An 18,888-nucleotide genomic window follows, 5' to 3' on the forward strand; every position below is an offset into this window, starting at 1 on the left:
AGTCAGCGCACGATCTCGACCAGGGTCAGCGTCGCCAGGAGCAGGCAGACCGCGGCCCCGACGTAGTGCAGGACGTGCAGCGACACGAACCGCAACAGCGTCCGGCCGGCGATCACGGCGAGCCCGCTGACCACCAGCAGCGCCCCCAGCGCACCGATGAACACGCTCCCGGGCGCCTCGTAGCGGGCGACCAGCGAGATCGTGAGCAGCTGGGAGAGGTCGCCCCACTCCGCCGCGAACAGCACCAGGAACGACGCCAGCACCGCCCGGAAGCCGGTGACGTCCTTGGCGTTCTCGACGAACTCGTCCCCGGACGTCTGCTGGTGGCTGCGCCCCTCCCGCACCAGGAACACGGCGCCGGCGAGGAACAGCAGGAGGGCGATGGTCTTGACGGCGTTCTCGGGAAGGAACGAGGCGGCGTGGCCGAGCACCACGGCCACCGTCGTCTGCACCGCGAACGCGGAGCCCACACCCAGCCAGACCAGGATCGGCCGGTACCTGGTCGACAGGACCAGCGTCGCCAGGAACGTCTTGTCGGGCAGCTCGACGACGAAGATCGCCCCGAAGGTGAGGAACAGCGCGGCGACGTCGAGACTCACTCCCCAGAACCTATCCGTTGCCTCGAGCACGTCCACGTCCCGAGCCTGGCCGAGACCCGCCGGGGGGTCGGACGTCATCCACAGGCGCTACTTCGGCAGCCGCGCCTCCAGCGCCGTCACCTGTGCCTTGAGGTCCGCCAGCGCAGCCAGGATCGCGGCGGTGGACTCGTCGACGGCCTGCTCGACCTCGTCCACCTCGTGCCGCAGCTCCTCGCGGTCCTCGTCGGCCTCCTTCTCCAGGGCCTCGACCGCGACCGCGATGAACAGGTTGAGCACGATGTAGGTCGCCAGCACGATGTAGACGACGAAGAACACGTAGGACCACGGGTGCTCCGCCGCGGTCGGCGCGATCACGTTGGCCCAGTCGTCGCCGGTGGTGATCTGGAACATCGAGCGCAGCGAGGCCGCCAGGCTGCCGAAGTGCTCCTCGTCGGTCGACCGGAAGAGCTGGGTGGCGACCACGGCGCCGATGTAGATCAGCATGGCCAGCAGGGCGGCGATCGAGGCCATGCCAGGGACCGTGGCGACCATCGCCGCCACCACCCGTCGCATCGACCGGACCGTGGACAGCAGCCGCAGCACGCGCAGGACCCGGAGCACCCGGAGGACCGAGTAGGAGCCGGCGCCGGGGATCACCGCGATGGCCACGACGAAGAAGTCGAAGAGGTTCCAGCCGCCCCGGAAGAAGCGGAGGCCGTAGGCGAAGATCCGCAACGAGATCTCCACGACGAAGATGCCGACCGTGACCCACCCGACGACGTTGGTCTCGGACTCGTAGCGCTCCATCCAGCCGGGCGAGACCTCGAGCCCGAGGATCACCGCGTTGACGATGATCACCCCGATGATCGTCCACTGGAACGGCCCGGACTCCACGAGCCGGCGGACGCGCTCAATCATCGCCCGTCCTCGGCGTGCAGTCCGCGCGCGGCCGCGTACGCCTCCGCCAGGACGTCGACGACCGGCCGGTCCAGCGCGGCCGCGACGCGTACGACGTCGTCGTACTCCGGCTGCGCGTTGACGACCGACCCGTCGAGCCGGGCCAGCTTGACCGCGATCGCCAGGCCGCCCACCTCCACGGAGCTCGTCTCCCGCGGCAGTGCGTGGCGCTCCACGCGGCTGCTGCGGATGCCGATGGTCGAGGTCTCCCGGAAGATCGCGCGGCGCACCTCGCCCGCGGACTCCGGACGCACCAGGGCGCGGAAGGTGTGCGCCGGCCGGCCCTTCTTCATCAGGATCGGAGTCAGCCAGACGTCGAGCGCTCCGGCGGCGAGCACCGCGGTGATGACCTCGGGCCACAGCCGCGGGTCGAGGTCGTCGACGTTGGTCTCGAGCACCAGGAGGTCGTCCACGCCGTCGGGCGTGCTCTCGGTGTCGAGCGCGGAACCGACGAGCAGGCGCAGGACGTTGGCGTGGCCCTCGGGGTCACGGCCACCGGCGCCGACCCCGACGTCCGCGGTGACCATCGCCGGCTGCGCGCCCCAGCCGGTCGCGAGCGTGGTGAGCAGCGCGGCGCCGGTCGGGGTGCACAGCTCCATGGCGGGGGCACCCTCCGCCCCGGCGTACGACGGTACGCCCCGCAGCAGCTGCGCGACCGCCGGGGGCGGGACCGGCAGCGTGCCGTGCGCGCCGCGCACCGATCCCGAGCCGACCGCGACCGGCGAGACGACGACCTGGTCGGCACCGAGGTGGACGAAGCCGGCGCAGACGCCGACCACATCGGCGATCGCGTCCAGGGCGCCGACCTCGTGGAAGTGGACGTCGAGCGGCTCGCTGCCGTGGACCGCGCCCTCGGCGACGGCCAGCCGCTCGAAGACCCGCAGCGCGAGGTCGCGGACGGCCTCGTCGAGGGCGGACGCGAGGAGCAGCGACCGGATGTCGCGCCAGGTTCGGCCGTGCACGGAGTCGCCGACCTCGACGTGGCAGCGGGTCGCGGCGAAGCCGGCGCGGGTCACGGTCTCGACCCGGAGGGAGACCGGCTCGGGGCTGACCGCGTCGACGGCCTGTCGGAGGCTCTCGACCGGGACGCCGGCACCCACGAGGGCACCGAGCAGCATGTCGCCGCTGGCGCCGGACGAGGCGTCGACCCAGAGGACGACCCGGCCACTCATGGGGACGCCGGAGCGGTCTGCCGGGCCACCCGGGCCGCGAAGACGCCGGCCCCGTATCCGTTGTCGATGTTCACCACGGTGACGCCGGGGGCGCAGGAGTTCAGCATGGTCAGGAGGGCGGCGATCCCGCCGAACGAGGCGCCGTAGCCGACGCTCGTGGGGACGGCGACGAGGGGGACGCCGACCAGGCCCCCGACCACCGAGGGCAGGGCCCCCTCCATGCCGGCGACGACGACCAGGCAGTCGGCCCGCTCCAGCCGGTCGCGGACCGCCAGCAGCCGGTGCACACCGGCCACGCCGACGTCCTCGATCACGTCGACGCCGGCGCCGTGCACCCGCACGGTCAGGGCGGCCTCCGCCGCGACCGGCGCGTCCGAGGTGCCCGCGGACACCACGGCGACCGAGCCACGGGCGGCCGGCATCGGCCCCAGGGTCACCGCCCGGGCGACCGGGTGCAGCTCGGCACCGGGCAGGGACGTCGCCACCTGGGCCAGCGCCTCGTCGTCGAGCCGGGTGGCGAGCACTGCCCGCTCCGGGTGCTTGGCGTGCAGCGTGCGCAGGATCGCCACGACCTGCTCGGGGGTCTTGCCCTGCCCGAAGACCACCTCGGCGTCTCCGGTGCGGCCGGCGCGGTCGACGTCGACGCGCGCGAAGCCGAGGTCCTCGATCCGCGAGTCGTTCTCCACGGCGATGAGGCTAGTCGGCCCGGCACCGGCAGGAGACTCACCGGCTGCCCGGTGGAACGCACGCTCCCCGGCTGACGCTTCAGCGGGGAGGGACCAGTCTCACCCGAGTAGCCGGTGAGACTGGCCCCCGCGCGTCAGCCGCCCTTGACGGCCCCCGTGTCGGAACCGAGCGGGCCGCCACCGAGGTAGAGCACGATCAGCTTCTCCCCCGCGAACTTCCTCTTCGGCGAGAGGACCGCCTTGCCGCCCTTGAGCGTGGCCTTCTTGGACGCGAGCACGCCGTCCTTGGTGACCAGGACGACCTTGCCCTGCGGGGTGCCGAGCGCCTGGGCGAGCTGCTTCTTCGCCACCTCGACGGTCACCGCGACCTTGCCGGTGGCGAGCCGCTTCGCGGTCACCCGGGACTTCTCACCGACCTTGGACGTCGGGTCCGTGACGGCCGTGCCGACGAAGTCACCGCGGTAGGCGGTCACCACGAGCCGGATCTTGGCCTTCTTGTCCTTCTTGGTCAGCTTGTACGTCGGGCCGGTCGCCACCGGCTTGGAGCCGCGCAGCCACTGGTAGGTGTAGTCGGTGTCGGCCGCTCGAACCGACAGCCCGCCACCGCCCTCACCACCGAGCCAGGTGCCCGGGTCCGCCTTCAGCTTCGACCCGAAGCTGGAGTTGCCGATGATCCGGGGCTCCTCGAGCGCCGTCATCTTGTCGGTGAGTCGCACCGTCACCTGCGTGAAGCTGCCGGCCGCGACGGGGAGTGGCTTCGCGTCGGAGTAGGTGCCGTTGCCGCCGAGGAACCTGCTCACGTAGGGCACGTATACGTCGGTCGCGGGGTTGTAGTCCGCCCCGGACGCCTGTACGACGTACTTCCCGGGCTCCACCCCTCGGATGTAGACCAGGCCGTCGACCGGGGCGTCCGGGTCGGTACCGGGGTCCCCGCCGTCGGGGTAGAACTGGTCGTCGCTCGATGTGCTGCCGCCCTCCACGTGCGCCGTGAAAGGATCGGCGGAGTCCGGCTCGAAGAGGGTGGCCGAGCCGTAGCTGGTGACCGGGGCACCGGTCGCCCCGAGCACCTGCACGATGACGCCGCCGGCGGCCGGCAGCGCCTGGGTGGGTGCCACGGCCGTGCCGCCCGAGGGCACCACGACGGACCCGGCGGCGCGCGGGCTCTTGGATCCGCCGAGGCCACGGGCCAGGTAGCCGGTCGCGTGGTAGTCGGCGGGAGCCGCCGGACCCCACCTGAAGAACAGCTTGAACTCGGTCTCGGCGAGGACCGCAGCGTTGTCGGAGCCGTCGGCGAGGGAGGCCGGGTCGAGGTCGGTGAGGCTGTAGGCGCCGGCGGCGTCGGTCACGTCGTGGTCGACGTAGACGGGGGCCGAGCCGTCCGATGGTGTCGTGATGGCCCAGACGTGGACGCCCGCGATCCCGGCGCTGGCCGCGTTGACGACGGTGCCGGTGATGTCGGGGTCGCCCGGGGCGGCGGACGCCGGCCCGGCGCCCAGGGTCAGGGCGGTGCCGTTCACCGCCAGGGCGGTCAGCGACACGAGGACCCGGCGGGCGGGTGTGCGGGGACGACTCACGGGAACTCCTCCGAGATCTTCTCGGCACCGTGGCCGAGGACTAGACAGATGTGCGCGACGATAACCCGGGAGAGGTGCCGGCGCGCCCACTTCGGGCGGCTCCCGCGAGTCCGGCGAGGGGTCAGTCGCGGCGGAACGGGTCCGCCGGGTAGACGCCGAGGATCTTCACGTCGGTGGTGAAGAACCTCAGCTCCTCCAGCGCCCGGGCCAGGCCGGTGTCCGACGGGTGGCCGTCGACCTCGGCCAGGAACTGGGTGGCGGTGAACTCGCCGCCGACCATGTAGCTCTCCAGCTTGGTCATGTTGACACCGTTGGTGGCGAAGCCGCCGAGCGCCTTGTAGAGCGCGGCGGGCAGGTTGCGCACGTTGAAGATGAACGACGTGACGACCGGGCCCTTGCCCGGCTCGGCCTCCACCAGGTCGCGGCTCAGCACCACGAACCGGGTGGTGTTGTGGTCCTCGTCCTCGACGTCCTCGGCGAGGACCTCGAGGCCGTAGATCTCGGCGGCCAGGGGCGGGGAGAGCGCTCCCTGGGTCGGGTCGCCCGCGGCGGCGATCTCGCGCGCGGCCCCGGCCGTGTCCCCCGAGATGACCGGGGTGAGGTTGTGCTCGCGGATGATCTTGCGGCACTGGCCCAGCGCGTGCACGTGGCTGTGCACGGTGCGGATGTCCTCGATCCGCGCGCCGGGGATGCCGAGCAGGTGGAAGCGGATCCGCAGGAAGTGCTCGGCCACGATGTGCAGGCCCGAGCCCGGCAGGAAGTGGTGGATGTCCGCGACCCGCCCCGCGATCGAGTTGTCGATCGGGATCATCGCCAGGTCCGCGCTGGGCTGCATTCCTGGGGCGCCCTCGACCGCCGCGAAGACGTCCTCGAACGACGCGCAGGCCACCGCTTCGGCCTCGGGGTAGTGCTGCAGGCACACCTGGTGGCTGTTGGCGCCCGGCTCGCCCTGGTAGGCGATGCGTCGCGGTGCGGTCACCGGGGCATCGTAGTTTGGTCGGCGTGGAGGTCCTGACCGTTCTCAGCCTGGTGGTCGCTGCCGCCGCCCTGCTCGTCGGCGTCGCCGCGTGGCGTCGTACGTCGTCGTACGCCGGAGACCCGGACGCGCTGCCCGAGGACGTCGTGGGGCTGCGGCAGGAGGTCGCCGCGCTGCGCGCCGAGGCCAAGGGATCCTTCCGGCACCTCGGGGTGGTCCGGTACGACGCCTTCAGCGGCGGCGGGCAGAGCGCGGGTGGGCGGCTGTCCTGGTCGGTCGCCCTGCTGGACGACTCCGGCAGCGGCGTCGTGATGACCGCGATCCACGGCCGCAGCGAGGCCCGCAGCTACGCCAAGAGCATCAGCGGCTGGGCCAGCGAGCAGCCGTTGTCGCCGGAGGAGGAGAGCGCGGTCTCGGCGGCCCGGCCATGAGCGAGCACCTGTCCTGGAGCGAGCTGGCCGACGAGCGCGGTCTCGCCGCGGTCGCGGACGGGGACCCCACCCGGTGGTACGAGGAGGTCTGGTCGGCCGGGGCCCGCGGCGCCGTACCCATGCCCTGGGACCGCGACGAGCCGCACGACCTGCTCGAGTGGCACACCCGGGGCGTGGACGGCACCGGCCGCCGGGCCGTCGTGGTCGGCGCGGGGCTCGGCGCGGACGCCGAGCACCTGGCCGGCCTGGGGTTCACGACCACCGCGTTCGACATCGCGCCGTCGGCGGTCGACTCGGCCCGAGAGCGGCACCCGGGCAGCCGGGTCGACTACCGGGTCGCCGACCTGCTGGACCTGCCGGAGGACCTGGTCGGGGCCTTCGACCTGGTCGTCGAGATCTTCACCCTCCAGGCCCTGCACGGCTCGGTGCGCGAGCGGGCCGCTCACGGCGTACGCCGGCTGGTCGCCCCGGGCGGCACGGTCCTCGTCGTCCAGGTCGTCCGCGACGACGACGAGGAGGTGGCCGCGGAGCCGCCATGGCTGCTCGACCGGGCGGAGATGGAGGCGCTGGCCGGCGACGACCTGGTCACGACTTCCTTGGACCGGGTGCCCAACCCGGAGCACCCGGACGCGCGCGACCTGTGGCGGATGCTGCTCAGGCGGGACGGCCGGTGACGAACTTCTGCAGCAGGACGACGAGGCGCTGACGGCCGGCCGCGCCGACCGGCCCGAGGATCGACTCGGTGACCGACATCGCGCGGCGCTGGGCCTCGGCGACGACGTCGTCGGCCCCGGGCAGGAGGTGCAGGGACTGGGTCCGCCGGTCCGTCTCGAGCCGGCGCCGCTCCACGAGGCCGCGCCGCTCGAGGTGGTCGACGATCTCGACGACGGTGGCGCCGCTGGTGCCCAGGCTGCGGGCGAGCTCGGCCTGCGCGATCACGCCGCGGGCGCGCAGCGCGACCATGGCTCCGGTGTGCCGCGGCTCGACGTCCAGGTCACGGAGCGCCGTCATGAGCTCGGCGTGGTTCCAGCCGTGGACCCGCGTGACCAGGAACGGGATGCTCTCCAGCAGCGCGTCGGGCGTCTCGGGTGACAGCCGGGGCTCGGCGACCCGGAGCAACAGGCCACAGAGCTCCTCCCGCTCGGCCTGGCTCAGTCCGACCGTGAGGCTCTCCTCGAGGTCCTCGACGTGGCGCCGCCACCGCCGGGCCGCGGCCGCGCCGGACGGGGTGCGGGTGAGCGCGTAGGACCGCCGGTCGTCGGGGTTGCGGACCCGCTCGACCAGACCCTGCTCGACGAGGGCGGCCGCCACCTTGGTCATGGTCGTGCGGCTGGTCGCGACGCTGTCCGCCAGCCACTGCTGGGAGCGCGCCCGGCCGGCGGCGAGGGCGAGCAGCGCGGCGTACGCGTGGATGTCCACCCCGGGAGGCAGCGAGTCCGCCAGCGCGGCGGTGACCCGCGCCGCGGCCCGCCAGATGAGGTGACCGGGGATGACCGACAGCTCCGGCAGCAGTGTTCTCACGGCCTCCGGATCGGCGTCGGTCACATTTCCTCCCTTGGAGAATCATTAGGTTCTTGACGAACGGCTCTTCTCGAGTATCGTACCGGAGGTAATCGTTAGGTAGTTGACGAATCGCCTGAGGACGGCCGATGACCGAGACCGACGCAGACCGCAGCCAGCGCGACACCGCCGCCCCGGCGGCGGCGGACGCGAAGTGGTGGACGCTCGTCGCCGTCTGCACGGGCGTGTTCATCCTGCTGCTCGACATCACCATCGTGAACGTCGCCCTGCCGGACATCCAGGTGGAGCTCGGCGCCTCCCTCTCCGACCTGCAGTGGGTCATCGACGCCTACGCGCTGAGCCTGGCGGCGCTCCTGCTCACCGCCGGCTCGCTCGCCGACCTGTTCGGCCGCCGGCGGGTGTTCGTGATCGGCACCCTCCTGTTCCTGGTGGGCTCGGTGGCCTGCGGCGCTGCCCAGGACGTCTTCCTCCTCCAGCTGGCCCGCGGGTTCCAGGGCATCGGCGGAGCCGCGATGTTCGCCACCGCGCTGGCATTGATCGCCTCGGCGTTCCACGGCCGGGACCGGGGCATCGCGTTCGGCGTGTTCGGCGCGACGACCGGGGTCGCGGTCGCGGTCGGACCGGTCCTGGGAGGGGTGCTGACCAGCGGCCTGTCCTGGCGCTGGATCTTCTTCGTCAACGTCCCGATCTGCGTCTTCGCCGTGGTGGTCGCGCTCGTCCGGGTGCGGGAGTCGCACGACCCCCGGGCCGGGCGGCCGGACTGGTTCGGGTTCGTCACCTTCAGCCTGGCGCTGGCGGCCCTGGTCTACGGCCTGATCCGGGCCGGCCAGGAGAGCTGGGACGACACCCGGGTCGTGGCGTGCCTGGTCGCCTCCGCGGCACTGCTGGCGGTCTTCGTGGTGAGCCAGGTGCGGCAGGAGTACCCGATGTTCGACCTGGCCCTGCTCCGCAAGCCGACCTTCACAGGCGGGCTGCTGGCGGCCTTCGGGGTCTCCGCCTCGATGTTCTCGCTGCTGACCTACCTGGTGATCTACGTGCAGAACGTGCTGGGCTACTCGGCCGTCGAGGCCGGCGTCCGCTTCCTCTTCCTCTCCGGCACCGCCTTCTTCGCGGCCGGGATCGCTGGCCGGCTCACCGAGCGGGTCCCCGCGAAGTGGCTGATCGCGCCCGGCTTCCTGGTGCTCGGCACGGGCCTGCTGCTCCTGCGGGGCATCGAGCCCGACTCCGAGTGGACCCATCTGATCCCGGGGCTGCTGGTCGCCGGCGTGGGCATCGGCATGATCAACACCCCGCTCGCGTCCACCGCCGTCGGCGTGGTCTCGGTCGACCGGGCCGGGATGGCCTCCGGCATCAACTCCACCTTGCGCCAGGTCGGGATCGCCACCGGCATCGCCACCCTCGGGTCGATCTTCAGCCACGAGGTGGCCGACGGCGTGACCAGCGGGCTGGCCGGCACCCCGGCCGCGGGGGACTCCGACCGGATCTCCGCGGCGATCACCGGCGGCCAGGTCGAGTCCGTGGTGCAGTCCGCACCCGCCGGCGTGCGCGACCAGATCGCGGCGGTCGCCACCTCGAGCTTCATCGACGCGCTGGACCACATCACCCTGATCGCCGCCGCGGTCGCGTTCGTGACGGCCGTCCTGTGCTTCGCGCTGATCCGGCAGCAGGACTTCGTGGCCCACCCGGGCGAGGAGTCTCAACCCTCCGACGGTTGACCGCGCCGTCTCCGGCGGACGCCTTGCCAGGCGAGCTCCTGGACGGCCAGGGTCAGCCACCCGGCCAGCACCATCCCGCTGATGTTGAGGGCGAGCTGCAGGAGACTCCCGGACACCTCGCCCCAAGCCCCGAAGGCCAGGCCCAGCGCGACGTTGCCCGCCGCGGGCACGGTGGTGACCGAGATGAAGACCCCGGACAGCCCACCGAGCTTGTCCGAGGTCAGGGACAGGACGCCCGCGGCCGCGGCGATCAGGGCGACGATGAAGGACCACTTGTCCGGCGAGTATATGAAGTCGGTCCCCGGACGGGGACCGGTCACGTCGCCCGCGACCACCCACCCGACGGCTCTGGCCACGAGCGCCAGCAGGGTGGTCATCACGATGGCCACCGCGAAGCCGGTCACCAGAGTCGTGCCGGCCCGGCGGAACAGCGACCGGCGGCGGCGCACCATGGCCAGCCCGAGCGCTGCGATCGGCACGAACTCGGGCCCGAGCACCATCGCGCCGATCACCAGCACCTGCGAGTCCACCACGATCGCGATGGCCGCCAGCAGCGTGGCCAGGGTCATGAACCACAGATAGGTCCAGTTGAGCTCGGAGTCCTCGTAGGCGCGCTGGGTGACGTCGCTCCACACGACCGCGTCCGCGCTGGCGCCCGGTGTCACGCGCTCGGCCTGCAGTCCCGCCTTCGACACCCAGCTCCGGACCGGCTCGAGGTGGATGGTGCCGCGCTCGCCGAGACCCAGGGCGGTCAGCCTCTCGACGAAGTCGCTCGCGGCCTCCCTCGCCACGTCCGCCATCACGATGTCCCCGGTCGGCTGGAGCGAGGCGCCCGGGAGGTGCGAGAGGTGACTGATCGCCGGGTCGTCGGCGAGCAGGTCCAGGACGGCGTCACTGAGGTCGGCGGGAACGCTGATCCGCAGGTGCATCATCGTCGGGTCATGCCTCCAGCGTGTAGCCGAGACCCGGCGAGGTGATGAGGTGCCGCGGATGAGCCGGGTCGTCCTCGAGCTTGCGGCGCAGCTGCGCGGCGTAGACCCGAAGGTAGTGGCTCTCTCCGACGTGCGCCGGTCCCCACACCTCGCGGAGAAGCTGCTCCCGGGTCACGAGCCTGCCGAGGTTGCGCGCCAGCAGCTCCAAGAAGCTCCACTCCGTCGGTGTGAGGCGTACGTCGACCCCGGCCCGGGTGACCCGCTTGCGGGCGAGGTCGATGACGAGCGAGCCGACCTCGACGTCCACCAGCGCCGGCTCGGCCTCCTCCCCTCGGCGGACCGCGGCCCGCAACCGGGCCATCAGCTCGTTCATCGCGAACGGCTTGGTGACGTAGTCGTCGGCGCCGAGGTCGAGCGCCTCCACCTTGTCCTCGCCGTGCTGACGAGCGGACAGGACCACGATCGGCACCTTCGTCCAGCCACGCAGCCCGGCGAGCACCTCGGTGCCGTCCATGTCCGGGAGTCCCAGGTCCAGCACCACCACGTCCGGGTGGGTCGTGGCTGCCGCGTCGAGTGCCGAGCGGCCGTCCGCGGCGGTCACGACCTCCCAGCCGTGGGCGCGCAGGTTGATCGCCAGCGCCCGGGCCAGGGCCGGCTCGTCGTCGACGACCAGCACCTTGCGGCTCACGTCAGGTCCCTGGGCACCGAGACCACCATGGTCAGCCCGCCGCCCGGGGTGTCCTCGGCGGACAGCTCCCCCTCGATCGCCTCGGTGAGACCACGCGCCACCGCGAGCCCGAGGCCCAGTCCTCCCGGGGAGGCGTCGTCCAGGCGCTGGAACGGCTCGAACATCCGCTCGCGCTGGTCGGGCGGCACCCCTGGGCCGCGGTCCACGACCAGGATCTCGACCGTCGTGGGGAGAACGTGTGCCAGAACCCGCACGGGCGTGCCCCCGGAGACCCGGACCGCGTTGCCCACCAGGTTGGCGACGACCCGCTCGAGCAGGCCGCGGTCGGTGCGGACGAACGGCACCGACTCGTCGACCTCGAGCGACACCGCACCGGGCTCGTAGCCGGAGACCGCGATGGGCAGGATCTCGTCGAGGCTGCGCGGCGAGAGCACGGGCTTGACCAGGCCCGACTGGACGCGCGACAGGTCGAGCAGGTTGTCGATCAGCCGCTCGAGCTGGTCGGTCGCGTCGCCGACGGTGCTCACGAGCGTGGCCCGGTCGGCCTCGTCGAGCCCGTCGGAGACCAGCCCGTCGACGGCCGTGCGCATCGTGGCCAGTGGGGTTCGCAGGTCGTGGGAGACCGCACGCAGCAGGGCCGTCGAGGTCGCCTCCGCCCCCTCCAGGGCCGCCGCCCGCTCCTCGCGCGCCTTGAGCCTGCGGTACTCGAGCACCAGCCCGGTCTGGACGGCGAAGGCCTCCAGCACGCGCTGGTCACGGGCTCGCAGCGTCCCGCCGCACAGCGCGATGACGTGGTCCTCGTCAACGCTCACCCGGGTGTCGCCGTCGTCGGGGTCGGTCGCGCACGGGTGGCCGGACGAGGCCAGCACCGACCAGCCGGTCGGCGAGCGCCTCAGCAGCGACACGGCGTCCTGGCCGAAGGTCTCCCGCACCTGCTCGACAATCGCTTCCGCGGTGTCCTGTCCGGTGAGCACCGAGCGGGAGAGTGCGCTCATGGTGGCCGCCTCCGTGCGTGCCTGCGTGGCCTCGATCGAACGCCGGGAGGCCCGGTCGACGACGGACGCGACCCCGGCCGCGACGGCCAGGAAGACGACCAGGACGACGATGTTGCGCGGCTCGGCGACGGTGAACGTGCCGACCGGTGGGGTGAAGAACCAGTTGAGCACCAGGAAGCCCACGACCGCGGCGAGCAGCGCCGGGAGCAGGCCGCCCACGAGGGCGACGAGGACCGTGGTCGCGAGGAGGGTGAGGGTGGCCAGCGGCAGCTGGTCGGTGTCCTCGAACAGGTGCAGCACCCAGGCCAGCACCGCCGGCAGGACCAGCGCCGACAGCCAGCCTGCGAGCTGCCGTCCTGGCGACAGCGTGGACAGCGCCTGCCGCGACCGGCTCGACATGGTCGCCTGGTCGTGGGTGACGAGGTGCACGTCGATCGCACCGGCCAGCCCGGCGATCTGGTCACCCGTCGAGCCGGTGACCACGCGTCGTAGCCGCCCGTGCCGGGAGACTCCGACCACGATCATGGTCGCGTTCGCCCCCGAGGCGAAGTCGACCACCGCCGCGGCGACGTCCTCACCGGCGACCGAGTGGAACGTCCCGCCCAGGCCCGCGACGAGCTGCTGGGCCCGGGACAGCCGGCCCTCGTCACCGGTCCGCAGGCCGTCGGTGGCGATGACGTGGACGGCGAGCAGGTCGGACCCGGCGGCCCGCTGGGCGAGCCGGGCGCCGCGCCGGATCAGGGTCTCGCTCTCGGCGCCGCCGGTGACCGCGACGACAATCCGCTCCTTGGCCGGCCAGGTCTCCTGGATCTGGTGCGTCCTGCGGTAGTCGTCGAGGGCGTCGTCGACGCGGTCCGCGAGCCACAGCAACGCGAGCTCGCGCAGTGCGGTGAGGTTGCCGACCCGGAAGTACGACGTCAGGGAGGCGTCGATGTTCTCCGGCTTGTAGATGTTGCCGTGCGCCATCCGCCGGCGCAGCGCGTCCGGGGACATGTCGACCAGCTGGATCGAGTCGGCGGTGCGGACGACGTCGTCCGGCACGGTCTCCCGCTGGCGGACGCCGGTGATCCGCTCGACCTCGTCGTTGAGCGACTCGAGGTGCTGGATGTTGACCGTGGTGATCACGTCGATGCCGGCGGCCCGGATCTGCTCGACGTCGTGCGCCCGCTTCTCGTGCGGACTGCCGGGCACGTTGGTGTGGGCGAGCTCGTCGACGCAGACGACCTTCGGGCGCCTCGCGATGATCGCCTCGGTGTCCATCTCGGTGAAGGTGCTGCCCTTGTGCTGCAGCACCCGGCGCGGGACCACCTCGAGTCCCTCGAGCTGGGCCTCGGTGTTCGCCCGGCCGTGCGTCTCGACGTAGCCGACGACGACGTCGGTGCCGCGCTCGCAGCGGCGCCGGGCCTCGCCGAGCATGGCGTAGGTCTTGCCGACCCCGGGTGCCGCGCCGAGGTAGACGGTCAGCCGGCCGCGCCGTACCTCCCCGATCTCGGGCTCTGCCACCGGCTTCGCCATGTGCTCAGTCTCCCAGCGCCAGCACCGCGAGGTTGAGGAGGAGCACGTTGACCCGCGGTTCGCCGAGCACCCCGAGCGTGCGGCCGGACGTGTTGTCGTCGACCAGCTCCTGCACCTGACCGACCGTCAGCCCCTGTGCCGCCGCGACCCTGGGCACCTGGAGCTCGGCGTACTCGACCGAGATGTCGGGGTCCAGGCCGGACCCGGACGCCGTCACGGCGTCCGGCGGGACCTGGGACTCGTCGACGCCCTCGCGCTCGGCGACCGCGGTCCTGAGCTCCTTGATCGAGGCGATCAGCTCGGGGCTCTCGGGACCGAGGTTCGAGCCGTACGTCGAGAGCAGGTCGTAGCCGGCGCCGGCGACCGAGGGCCGGGGCTGGAACAGCCCCGGGTCCTCCACGAGCTGCCCGATGATGGCCGACCCGACGGCCTCCTCGGGGTCGTTGGTGCGCTCACCGGACGCGGTCACCAGCGACCCCCGGGCGTGCCACGGGGAGACGGCCGAACCGGCCGCCCACACCGCGGCGGGGTAGAGCAGCCCCAGCACCACGGTGAACAGCATCATGAGGCGGAGGCCGGCCAGGCTCTGGCGGAACAGCGCGTAGAGGTCCTTCATCGGGTCTTCCTTCGGTGAGGTGCCGGGTCCGGGTGCCGGGTCAGATGCCGGGGACGAGGGAGATGACGAGGTCGAGGAGCTTGATGCCGACGAACGGCGCGACCAGACCTCCCAGGCCGTAGACGAGGATGTTGCGGCGCAGCAGGTCGCTGGCCGACGACGGCGTGTACCGCACGCCGCGCAGCGCCAGGGGGATGAGGGCCACGATCACCAGCGCGTTGAACACGACGGCCGAGAGGATCGCGGACTCCGGCGAGGAGAGCCGCATGATGTTGAGGTCGTCGAGTCCGGGGTAGGCGACCACGAACATCGCGGGCAGGATCGCGAAGTACTTCGCGATGTCGTTGGCCACCGAGAAGGTGGTCAGCGCGCCGCGCGTGATCAGCAGCTGCTTGCCGATCTCGACGACCTCGATGAGCTTGGTCGGGTCCGAGTCCAGGTCGACCATGTTGCCGGCCTCCTTGGCTGCGGCCGTGCCCGTGTTCATCGCGACGCCGACGTCGGCCTGGGACAGCGCGGGGGCGTCGTTGGTGCCGTCCCCGCACATCGCGACCATCCGGCCGCCGGCCTGCTCCTTGCGGATCAGGTCGAGCTTGTCCTCCGGGGTGGCCTCGGCCAGGACGTCGTCGACGCCGGCTTCCTCGGCGATCGCCGCGGCGGTCACCGCGTTGTCACCGGTGATCATCACGGTGCGGATGCCCATCGCGCGCATCTCGTCGAAGCGCTCGCGCATGCCCTCCTTGACGATGTCCTTGAGGTGGACGACCCCCAGCAGCCGGGCGCGGCCGGCGCCGACCTGCTCCGCCACCACGAGCGGCGTGCCACCGGTGCGACTGACCCGGTCGACGAGAGCGTCGAGCTCGACGGTCACCTCGCTGGTGGCGGGGGTGCCCGTGCTGTGCACCCATCGGGCGACCGCGGAGCCGGCGCCCTTGCGGATCCTGCGACCCGGAAGGTCCAAGCCACTCATCCGGGTGCTGGCGGAGAACGCCACGAGCTCCCCGCCCGAGCCGTCGGCCTCGGTGACGGTGTTGAAGTCCTGTCGGACGAGCGCGACGATGCTCCTGCCCTCCGGGGTCTCGTCGGCGAGCGAGGACAGCAGTGCGGCCTCGGCCAGCCGTGCGGCGGAGACCCCGCTGACCGGCAGCAGCTCGGCCGCCTGCCGGTTGCCCAGCGTGACCGTGCCGGTCTTGTCGAGCAGGAGCACGTCGACGTCGCCGGCGGCCTCCACGGCCCGACCGGACATGGCCAGCACGTTGCGACGGACCAGCCGGTCCATGCCCGCGATGCCGATGGCGGACAGCAACCCGCCGATGGTCGTCGGAATGAGGCAGACGAGCAGGGCCGTGAGCACCAGCAGTGACTGCTTCGCACCGCTGTAGTCCGCCACGAAGTAGAGCGAGACGACCACCATCACGAACACGAAGGTCAAGGCGCCGAGCAGCACGTTGAGCGCGATCTCGTTGGGCGTGCGCTGCCGTTCGGACCCCTCCACCAAGGCGATCATCCGATCGACGAAGGACTGGCCGGGGTCGGAGGTGATCCGCACGACGACCTGGTCGGAGAGCACCACGGTGCCGCCGGTGACGGCGCTGCGGTCGCCGCCGGACTCGCGGATCACGGGGGCCGACTCGCCGGTGACCGCGGACTCGTCCACGGACGCGACGCCCTCGATGACCTCGCCGTCGCCGGGGATCCGCTCGCCGGCCGCGACGACGACCACGTCACCGGTGCGCAGTTGCGTGCTGGGGACCTCGGCGGTGGGGAGGTCGGCCAGGTTGGTGGTGTTCCTCAGCTGGTCGAAGCTGCCACGCACCTTGCGGGCCGTGGTCTCGGTCTGGAGCGCCCGCAGGCTGGCGGCCTGTGCCTTGCCCCGGCCCTCGGCGACCGACTCGGCCAGCGTCGCGAAGAGCACGGTCAGCCACAGCCAGGCGGTGACGAGCCAGCCGAGTGTCGACGGGTCGACGACGGATAGCACCGTGGTGGCGACCGCGCCGATCTCGACGACCAGCATGACGGGGGTGCTGGCCAGCTCACGCGGGTCCAGCTTGCGGAACGCGCCCGGGAGAGCTTCGCGGAGCTGTCCTGGGGTCAGCAGAGATGTCGTGCCGGCGGGCTTGGCACCGGCCTTGGGCTTGACGGTCAGGGCGGTCACGAGAGGGACTCCACGATCGGTCCGAGGGCGAGGACAGGGATGTAGGTGAGGCCGACCATTACGAGCGCCACCGACGTGAGCAGCCCGACGAACAGAGGTCGGTGGGTCGGGAGGGTCCCGGTACCGGGCGGCACGTGGTGCTGGCGGGCGAACCGGCCGGCGAGGGCCAGGACGAAGACCATGGGCAGGAACCGGCCGAACAGCATGCAGAGCCCGAGCAGCGTGTTCCAGAAGGGCGTCCCCGAGGTGAGTCCACCGAAGGCGGAGCCGTTGTTGTTGGACGCCGACGTGACGGCGTACAGCGCCTCCGACAGGCCGTGGGGACCCGACTCCTGGAGGCCGGCCAGCCCGTCACCGGCGGTGATCGCCACGGCGATGCCGGTCAGGAGGATGAACGGCGTCACCAGCACGTAGCAGGCGACGAGCACGATCTCCCGCTGCCCGATCTTCTTCCCGAGGTACTCCGGTGTGCGGCCGACCATCAGACCCGCCAGGAACACGGTCACCACGGCCAGCATGAGCATGCCGTAGAGACCGGAGCCGACACCACCGGGCGCGACCTCGCCCAGCATCATGTTGAACATCGTGATGCCGCCGCCGGGGGCGGTGAGCGAGTCGTGCATCGAGTTCACCGCACCGGTCGAGGTGGCGGTCGTCGCGGCGCCGAAGAGCGCGGATCCGGCGGTGCCGAACCGGACCTCCTTCCCCTCCATGGCACCACCGGCGAGCTCCGGGGCCGTGCCGGGACCGGCCATCTCCGCCCAGGTGAGCAGGCCGACCGAGACGGTGAGCAGCAGGGCCATGACCGAGAGCACAGCCGCACCCTGACGCCGGTCCCTGACGATGAGGCCGAAGGCCCAGGCCATCGCGAACGGGATGAGCAGCAGCAGGTAGATCTCGAGGATGTTGCTCAGCGGCGTCGGGTTCTCGAAGGGGTGGGCCGAGTTGACGTTGTAGAACCCACCACCGTTGGTGCCGAGCTCCTTGATCGCCTCCTGGCTGGCCACGGGTCCGCCGGTCAGGACCTGGGTCGCGTCCGAGAGCGTCCTGATGTCGGCGTTGCCGGTGAAGTTCTGCACCACGCCGATGAGGACCAGGACCAACGCGGCGACGAACGCCAGCGGCAGCAGGACTCGTACGACGCCGCGCACCAGGTCCGCGAAGAAGTTGCCGATCCGCTCCTCCCCGCCGGTCCCGGCCAGGCCCCGGGCGAACGCCGCGGCGACGGCCATGCCGACCGCGGCCGACACGAAGTTCTGCACCGTCAGGCCGGACATCTGCATGAGATGCCCGAGCGCGGCCTCGCCGGAGTACCACTGCCAGTTGGTGTTGGTGACGAAGCTGACCGCGGTGCTCCACGACCCGTCGGCGGGCAGGGCCGAGGACCCGAGCGACAGCGGGAGGTGCTGCTGGAGCCGGCCGTAGGCGTGGAGCAGCAGGACGCCGACCAACGAGAAGCCGAGCACCGACATGGCGTAGCTGCGCCAGTGCTGGTCCGTGTCGGGGTCGACCCGGAGCGCGCGGTACGCCACTCGCTCCACCGCCAGATGCTTCGGTGAGGTGTAGACGCGGGCGAGGTGGCGCGCGAGCCGCGGAACGCTGACGGCGAGTAGGACGACCAGGACCAGGATCTGCCCGAGGGCCGGAGCGAGCTCGCTCACCGGCCACCACCGTCGCTGTCGCCGGAGAGGCGGCGGTCGAGGAGACCCACGAGCAGGGCGATGGCGACGAAGCTGGCCACCGTCAGCAGGATGTAGAGGACATCGGGCACCCGGCCTTCCTACGGCGGCGCCGACGGCTCCCACAGGGTCCTTGACGGGTCCTTGACGGGTGACGGTCCCGTCTTGACGACTCTCAGACCCCCGGGCTCAGCGCGGGACGCGCACCAGCAGCCGGCCGTGGATGCAGGTCATCCGCAGCTCCCGGCCGGCGCCGATGGAGTCCCCGTCGAGCTGCCGCGGGGTGTCGCTGGACGCGCGCAGGGTGACGGTGCGGCCGGTCATCCGGTTGATGGTGTCGTCGGTGCGCGGCCGCTTCGCGAGCACCCGGTAGGCCAGCGGGATCCAGGAGAAGAAGTTGCGGGGGTGCAGGATCACGACGTCGAGCAGCCCGTCGTCGATCGACGCGTCCGGCAGGAGCGGCATGCCGGCCTGCAGGAAGCCGACGTTGCCGACGACGACCGTGCGGGCGCGGTGCTTGGTGAACTCGCCGCCGTCGACCGAGATCTCGATCCGGACCGCGGGGAACATCAGCGACTTCAGGCCCGAGATCACGTAGGCGAGCCAGCCGACCTTCTTCTTGATGTCCTCGTTGACGCCCTCCATGATCGCGGCGTCGAAGCCCATGCCCGCCATCACCATGAAGTGGGTGTCCTCGA

16 protein-coding genes and 1 pseudogene are annotated in these 18,888 nt (G+C 71.9%); 3 read left to right on the top strand and 14 right to left on the bottom strand.

The window, feature by feature from the left end:
• Positions 1–2 precede the first annotated feature (2 nt).
• From JHD21_RS04500 to JHD21_RS04525, 6 genes are all read right to left on the bottom strand, one after another.
• Positions 3–599, bottom strand: a complete 597-nt coding sequence (locus tag JHD21_RS04500; RefSeq protein ID WP_292671985.1) for a TMEM165/GDT1 family protein — start codon at positions 597–599, stop codon at positions 3–5.
• Positions 600–686: 87 nt separating this feature from the next.
• A complete protein-coding gene (locus JHD21_RS04505) occupies positions 687–1,496 on the bottom strand; it encodes an ion transporter (protein WP_292671987.1) in 810 nt (269 codons plus the stop codon).
• Positions 1,493–2,707, bottom strand: a complete 1,215-nt coding sequence (larC, locus tag JHD21_RS04510) for a nickel pincer cofactor biosynthesis protein LarC (protein ID WP_292671989.1) — start codon at positions 2,705–2,707, stop codon at positions 1,493–1,495. The genes JHD21_RS04505 and larC overlap by 4 nt, the downstream gene beginning before the upstream one ends.
• Positions 2,704–3,393, bottom strand: coding sequence for a nickel pincer cofactor biosynthesis protein LarB (gene larB / locus JHD21_RS04515; RefSeq protein ID WP_292671990.1), 690 nt, complete (start codon positions 3,391–3,393; stop codon positions 2,704–2,706). The genes larC and larB overlap by 4 nt, the downstream gene beginning before the upstream one ends.
• A 134-nt stretch (positions 3,394–3,527) precedes the next feature.
• Positions 3,528–4,967 (bottom strand): carboxypeptidase-like regulatory domain-containing protein, encoded by a 1,440-nt coding sequence (locus JHD21_RS04520; RefSeq protein ID WP_292671992.1) that lies wholly within the window; start codon positions 4,965–4,967, stop codon positions 3,528–3,530.
• A gap of 121 nt (positions 4,968–5,088) precedes the next feature.
• Positions 5,089–5,946 carry a prephenate dehydratase gene (locus tag JHD21_RS04525; protein WP_292671993.1) on the bottom strand — a complete coding sequence of 286 codons (858 nt, stop codon included), beginning with the start codon at positions 5,944–5,946 and terminating at the stop codon, positions 5,089–5,091.
• Between the two features lie 23 nt (positions 5,947–5,969).
• Here JHD21_RS04525 and JHD21_RS04530 point away from each other — a divergent pair, with 23 nt between their 5' ends.
• Together JHD21_RS04530 and JHD21_RS04535 are read left to right on the top strand one after the other, a co-directional pair.
• The gene (locus JHD21_RS04530; protein ID WP_292671995.1) at positions 5,970–6,374 is read left to right on the top strand and encodes a DUF4446 family protein; all 405 of its coding nucleotides are present in this window, start codon (positions 5,970–5,972) and stop codon (positions 6,372–6,374) included.
• On the top strand, positions 6,371–7,048 hold the full coding sequence (locus tag JHD21_RS04535) for a class I SAM-dependent methyltransferase (RefSeq protein ID WP_292671997.1): 678 nt from the start codon (positions 6,371–6,373) through the stop codon (positions 7,046–7,048). The genes JHD21_RS04530 and JHD21_RS04535 overlap by 4 nt, the downstream gene beginning before the upstream one ends.
• On the opposite strand, the gene JHD21_RS04540 is transcribed toward JHD21_RS04535, so the two are convergent.
• Positions 7,029–7,919, bottom strand: a complete 891-nt coding sequence (locus tag JHD21_RS04540; RefSeq protein WP_292671998.1) for a MarR family transcriptional regulator — start codon at positions 7,917–7,919, stop codon at positions 7,029–7,031. The genes JHD21_RS04535 and JHD21_RS04540 overlap by 20 nt on opposite strands.
• 104 nt (positions 7,920–8,023) lie before the next feature.
• Between JHD21_RS04540 and JHD21_RS04545 the strand changes: the two genes are divergently transcribed.
• On the top strand, positions 8,024–9,610 hold the full coding sequence (locus JHD21_RS04545; protein ID WP_292671999.1) for an MFS transporter: 1,587 nt from the start codon (positions 8,024–8,026) through the stop codon (positions 9,608–9,610).
• Here the strand turns inward: JHD21_RS04545 and JHD21_RS04550 are convergent.
• From JHD21_RS04550 to JHD21_RS04580, 7 genes and pseudogenes are all read right to left on the bottom strand, one after another.
• Positions 9,592–10,542, bottom strand: a complete 951-nt coding sequence (locus JHD21_RS04550; protein ID WP_292672000.1) for a DUF389 domain-containing protein — start codon at positions 10,540–10,542, stop codon at positions 9,592–9,594. The two genes, JHD21_RS04545 and JHD21_RS04550, sit on opposite strands and share 19 nt — an antisense overlap.
• 7 nt (positions 10,543–10,549) lie before the next feature.
• Positions 10,550–11,230, bottom strand: coding sequence for a response regulator transcription factor (locus JHD21_RS04555; RefSeq protein ID WP_292672002.1), 681 nt, complete (start codon positions 11,228–11,230; stop codon positions 10,550–10,552).
• Positions 11,227–13,740 (bottom strand): DUF4118 domain-containing protein, encoded by a 2,514-nt coding sequence (locus tag JHD21_RS04560; RefSeq protein ID WP_292672004.1) that lies wholly within the window; start codon positions 13,738–13,740, stop codon positions 11,227–11,229. The genes JHD21_RS04555 and JHD21_RS04560 overlap by 4 nt, the downstream gene beginning before the upstream one ends.
• Positions 13,741–13,744: 4 nt before the next feature.
• Complete coding sequence (gene kdpC / locus JHD21_RS04565; RefSeq protein WP_292672006.1) at positions 13,745–14,356, bottom strand: K(+)-transporting ATPase subunit C; 612 nt, start codon at positions 14,354–14,356, stop codon at positions 13,745–13,747.
• A 40-nt stretch (positions 14,357–14,396) separates the two neighbouring features.
• Positions 14,397–16,502 carry a potassium-transporting ATPase subunit KdpB gene (gene kdpB, locus JHD21_RS04570; protein WP_292672010.1) on the bottom strand — a complete coding sequence of 702 codons (2,106 nt, stop codon included), beginning with the start codon at positions 16,500–16,502 and terminating at the stop codon, positions 14,397–14,399.
• A gap of 5 nt (positions 16,503–16,507) precedes the next feature.
• Complete coding sequence (kdpA, locus tag JHD21_RS04575) at positions 16,508–18,172, bottom strand: potassium-transporting ATPase subunit KdpA (protein WP_292672008.1); 1,665 nt, start codon at positions 18,170–18,172, stop codon at positions 16,508–16,510.
• A 207-nt stretch (positions 18,173–18,379) separates the two neighbouring features.
• Positions 18,380–18,888 (bottom strand): annotated as a pseudogene (locus JHD21_RS04580) (PA-phosphatase); the annotation flags it as partial.

Origin of the sequence: Nocardioides sp., from assembly GCF_016462705.1 — a bacterium.
Classification (GTDB): Bacteria; Actinomycetota; Actinomycetes; order Propionibacteriales; family Nocardioidaceae; genus Nocardioides.

What these genes read in the sequence shown, in the direction of transcription:
- kdpC (WP_292672006.1), bottom strand. Translation starts at nt 14,356, where the DNA reads ATGAAGGACCTCTACGCGCTGTTCCGCCAGAGCCTGGCCGGCCTCCGC.
- JHD21_RS04550 (WP_292672000.1), bottom strand. Translation starts at nt 10,542, where the DNA reads ATGATGCACCTGCGGATCAGCGTTCCCGCCGACCTCAGTGACGCCGTC.
- JHD21_RS04545 (WP_292671999.1), top strand. Translation starts at nt 8,024, where the DNA reads ATGACCGAGACCGACGCAGACCGCAGCCAGCGCGACACCGCCGCCCCG.
- JHD21_RS04505 (WP_292671987.1), bottom strand. Translation starts at nt 1,496, where the DNA reads ATGATTGAGCGCGTCCGCCGGCTCGTGGAGTCCGGGCCGTTCCAGTGG.
- JHD21_RS04560 (WP_292672004.1), bottom strand. Translation starts at nt 13,740, where the DNA reads ATGGCGAAGCCGGTGGCAGAGCCCGAGATCGGGGAGGTACGGCGCGGC.
- JHD21_RS04535 (WP_292671997.1), top strand. Translation starts at nt 6,371, where the DNA reads ATGAGCGAGCACCTGTCCTGGAGCGAGCTGGCCGACGAGCGCGGTCTC.
- larC (WP_292671989.1), bottom strand. Translation starts at nt 2,707, where the DNA reads ATGAGTGGCCGGGTCGTCCTCTGGGTCGACGCCTCGTCCGGCGCCAGC.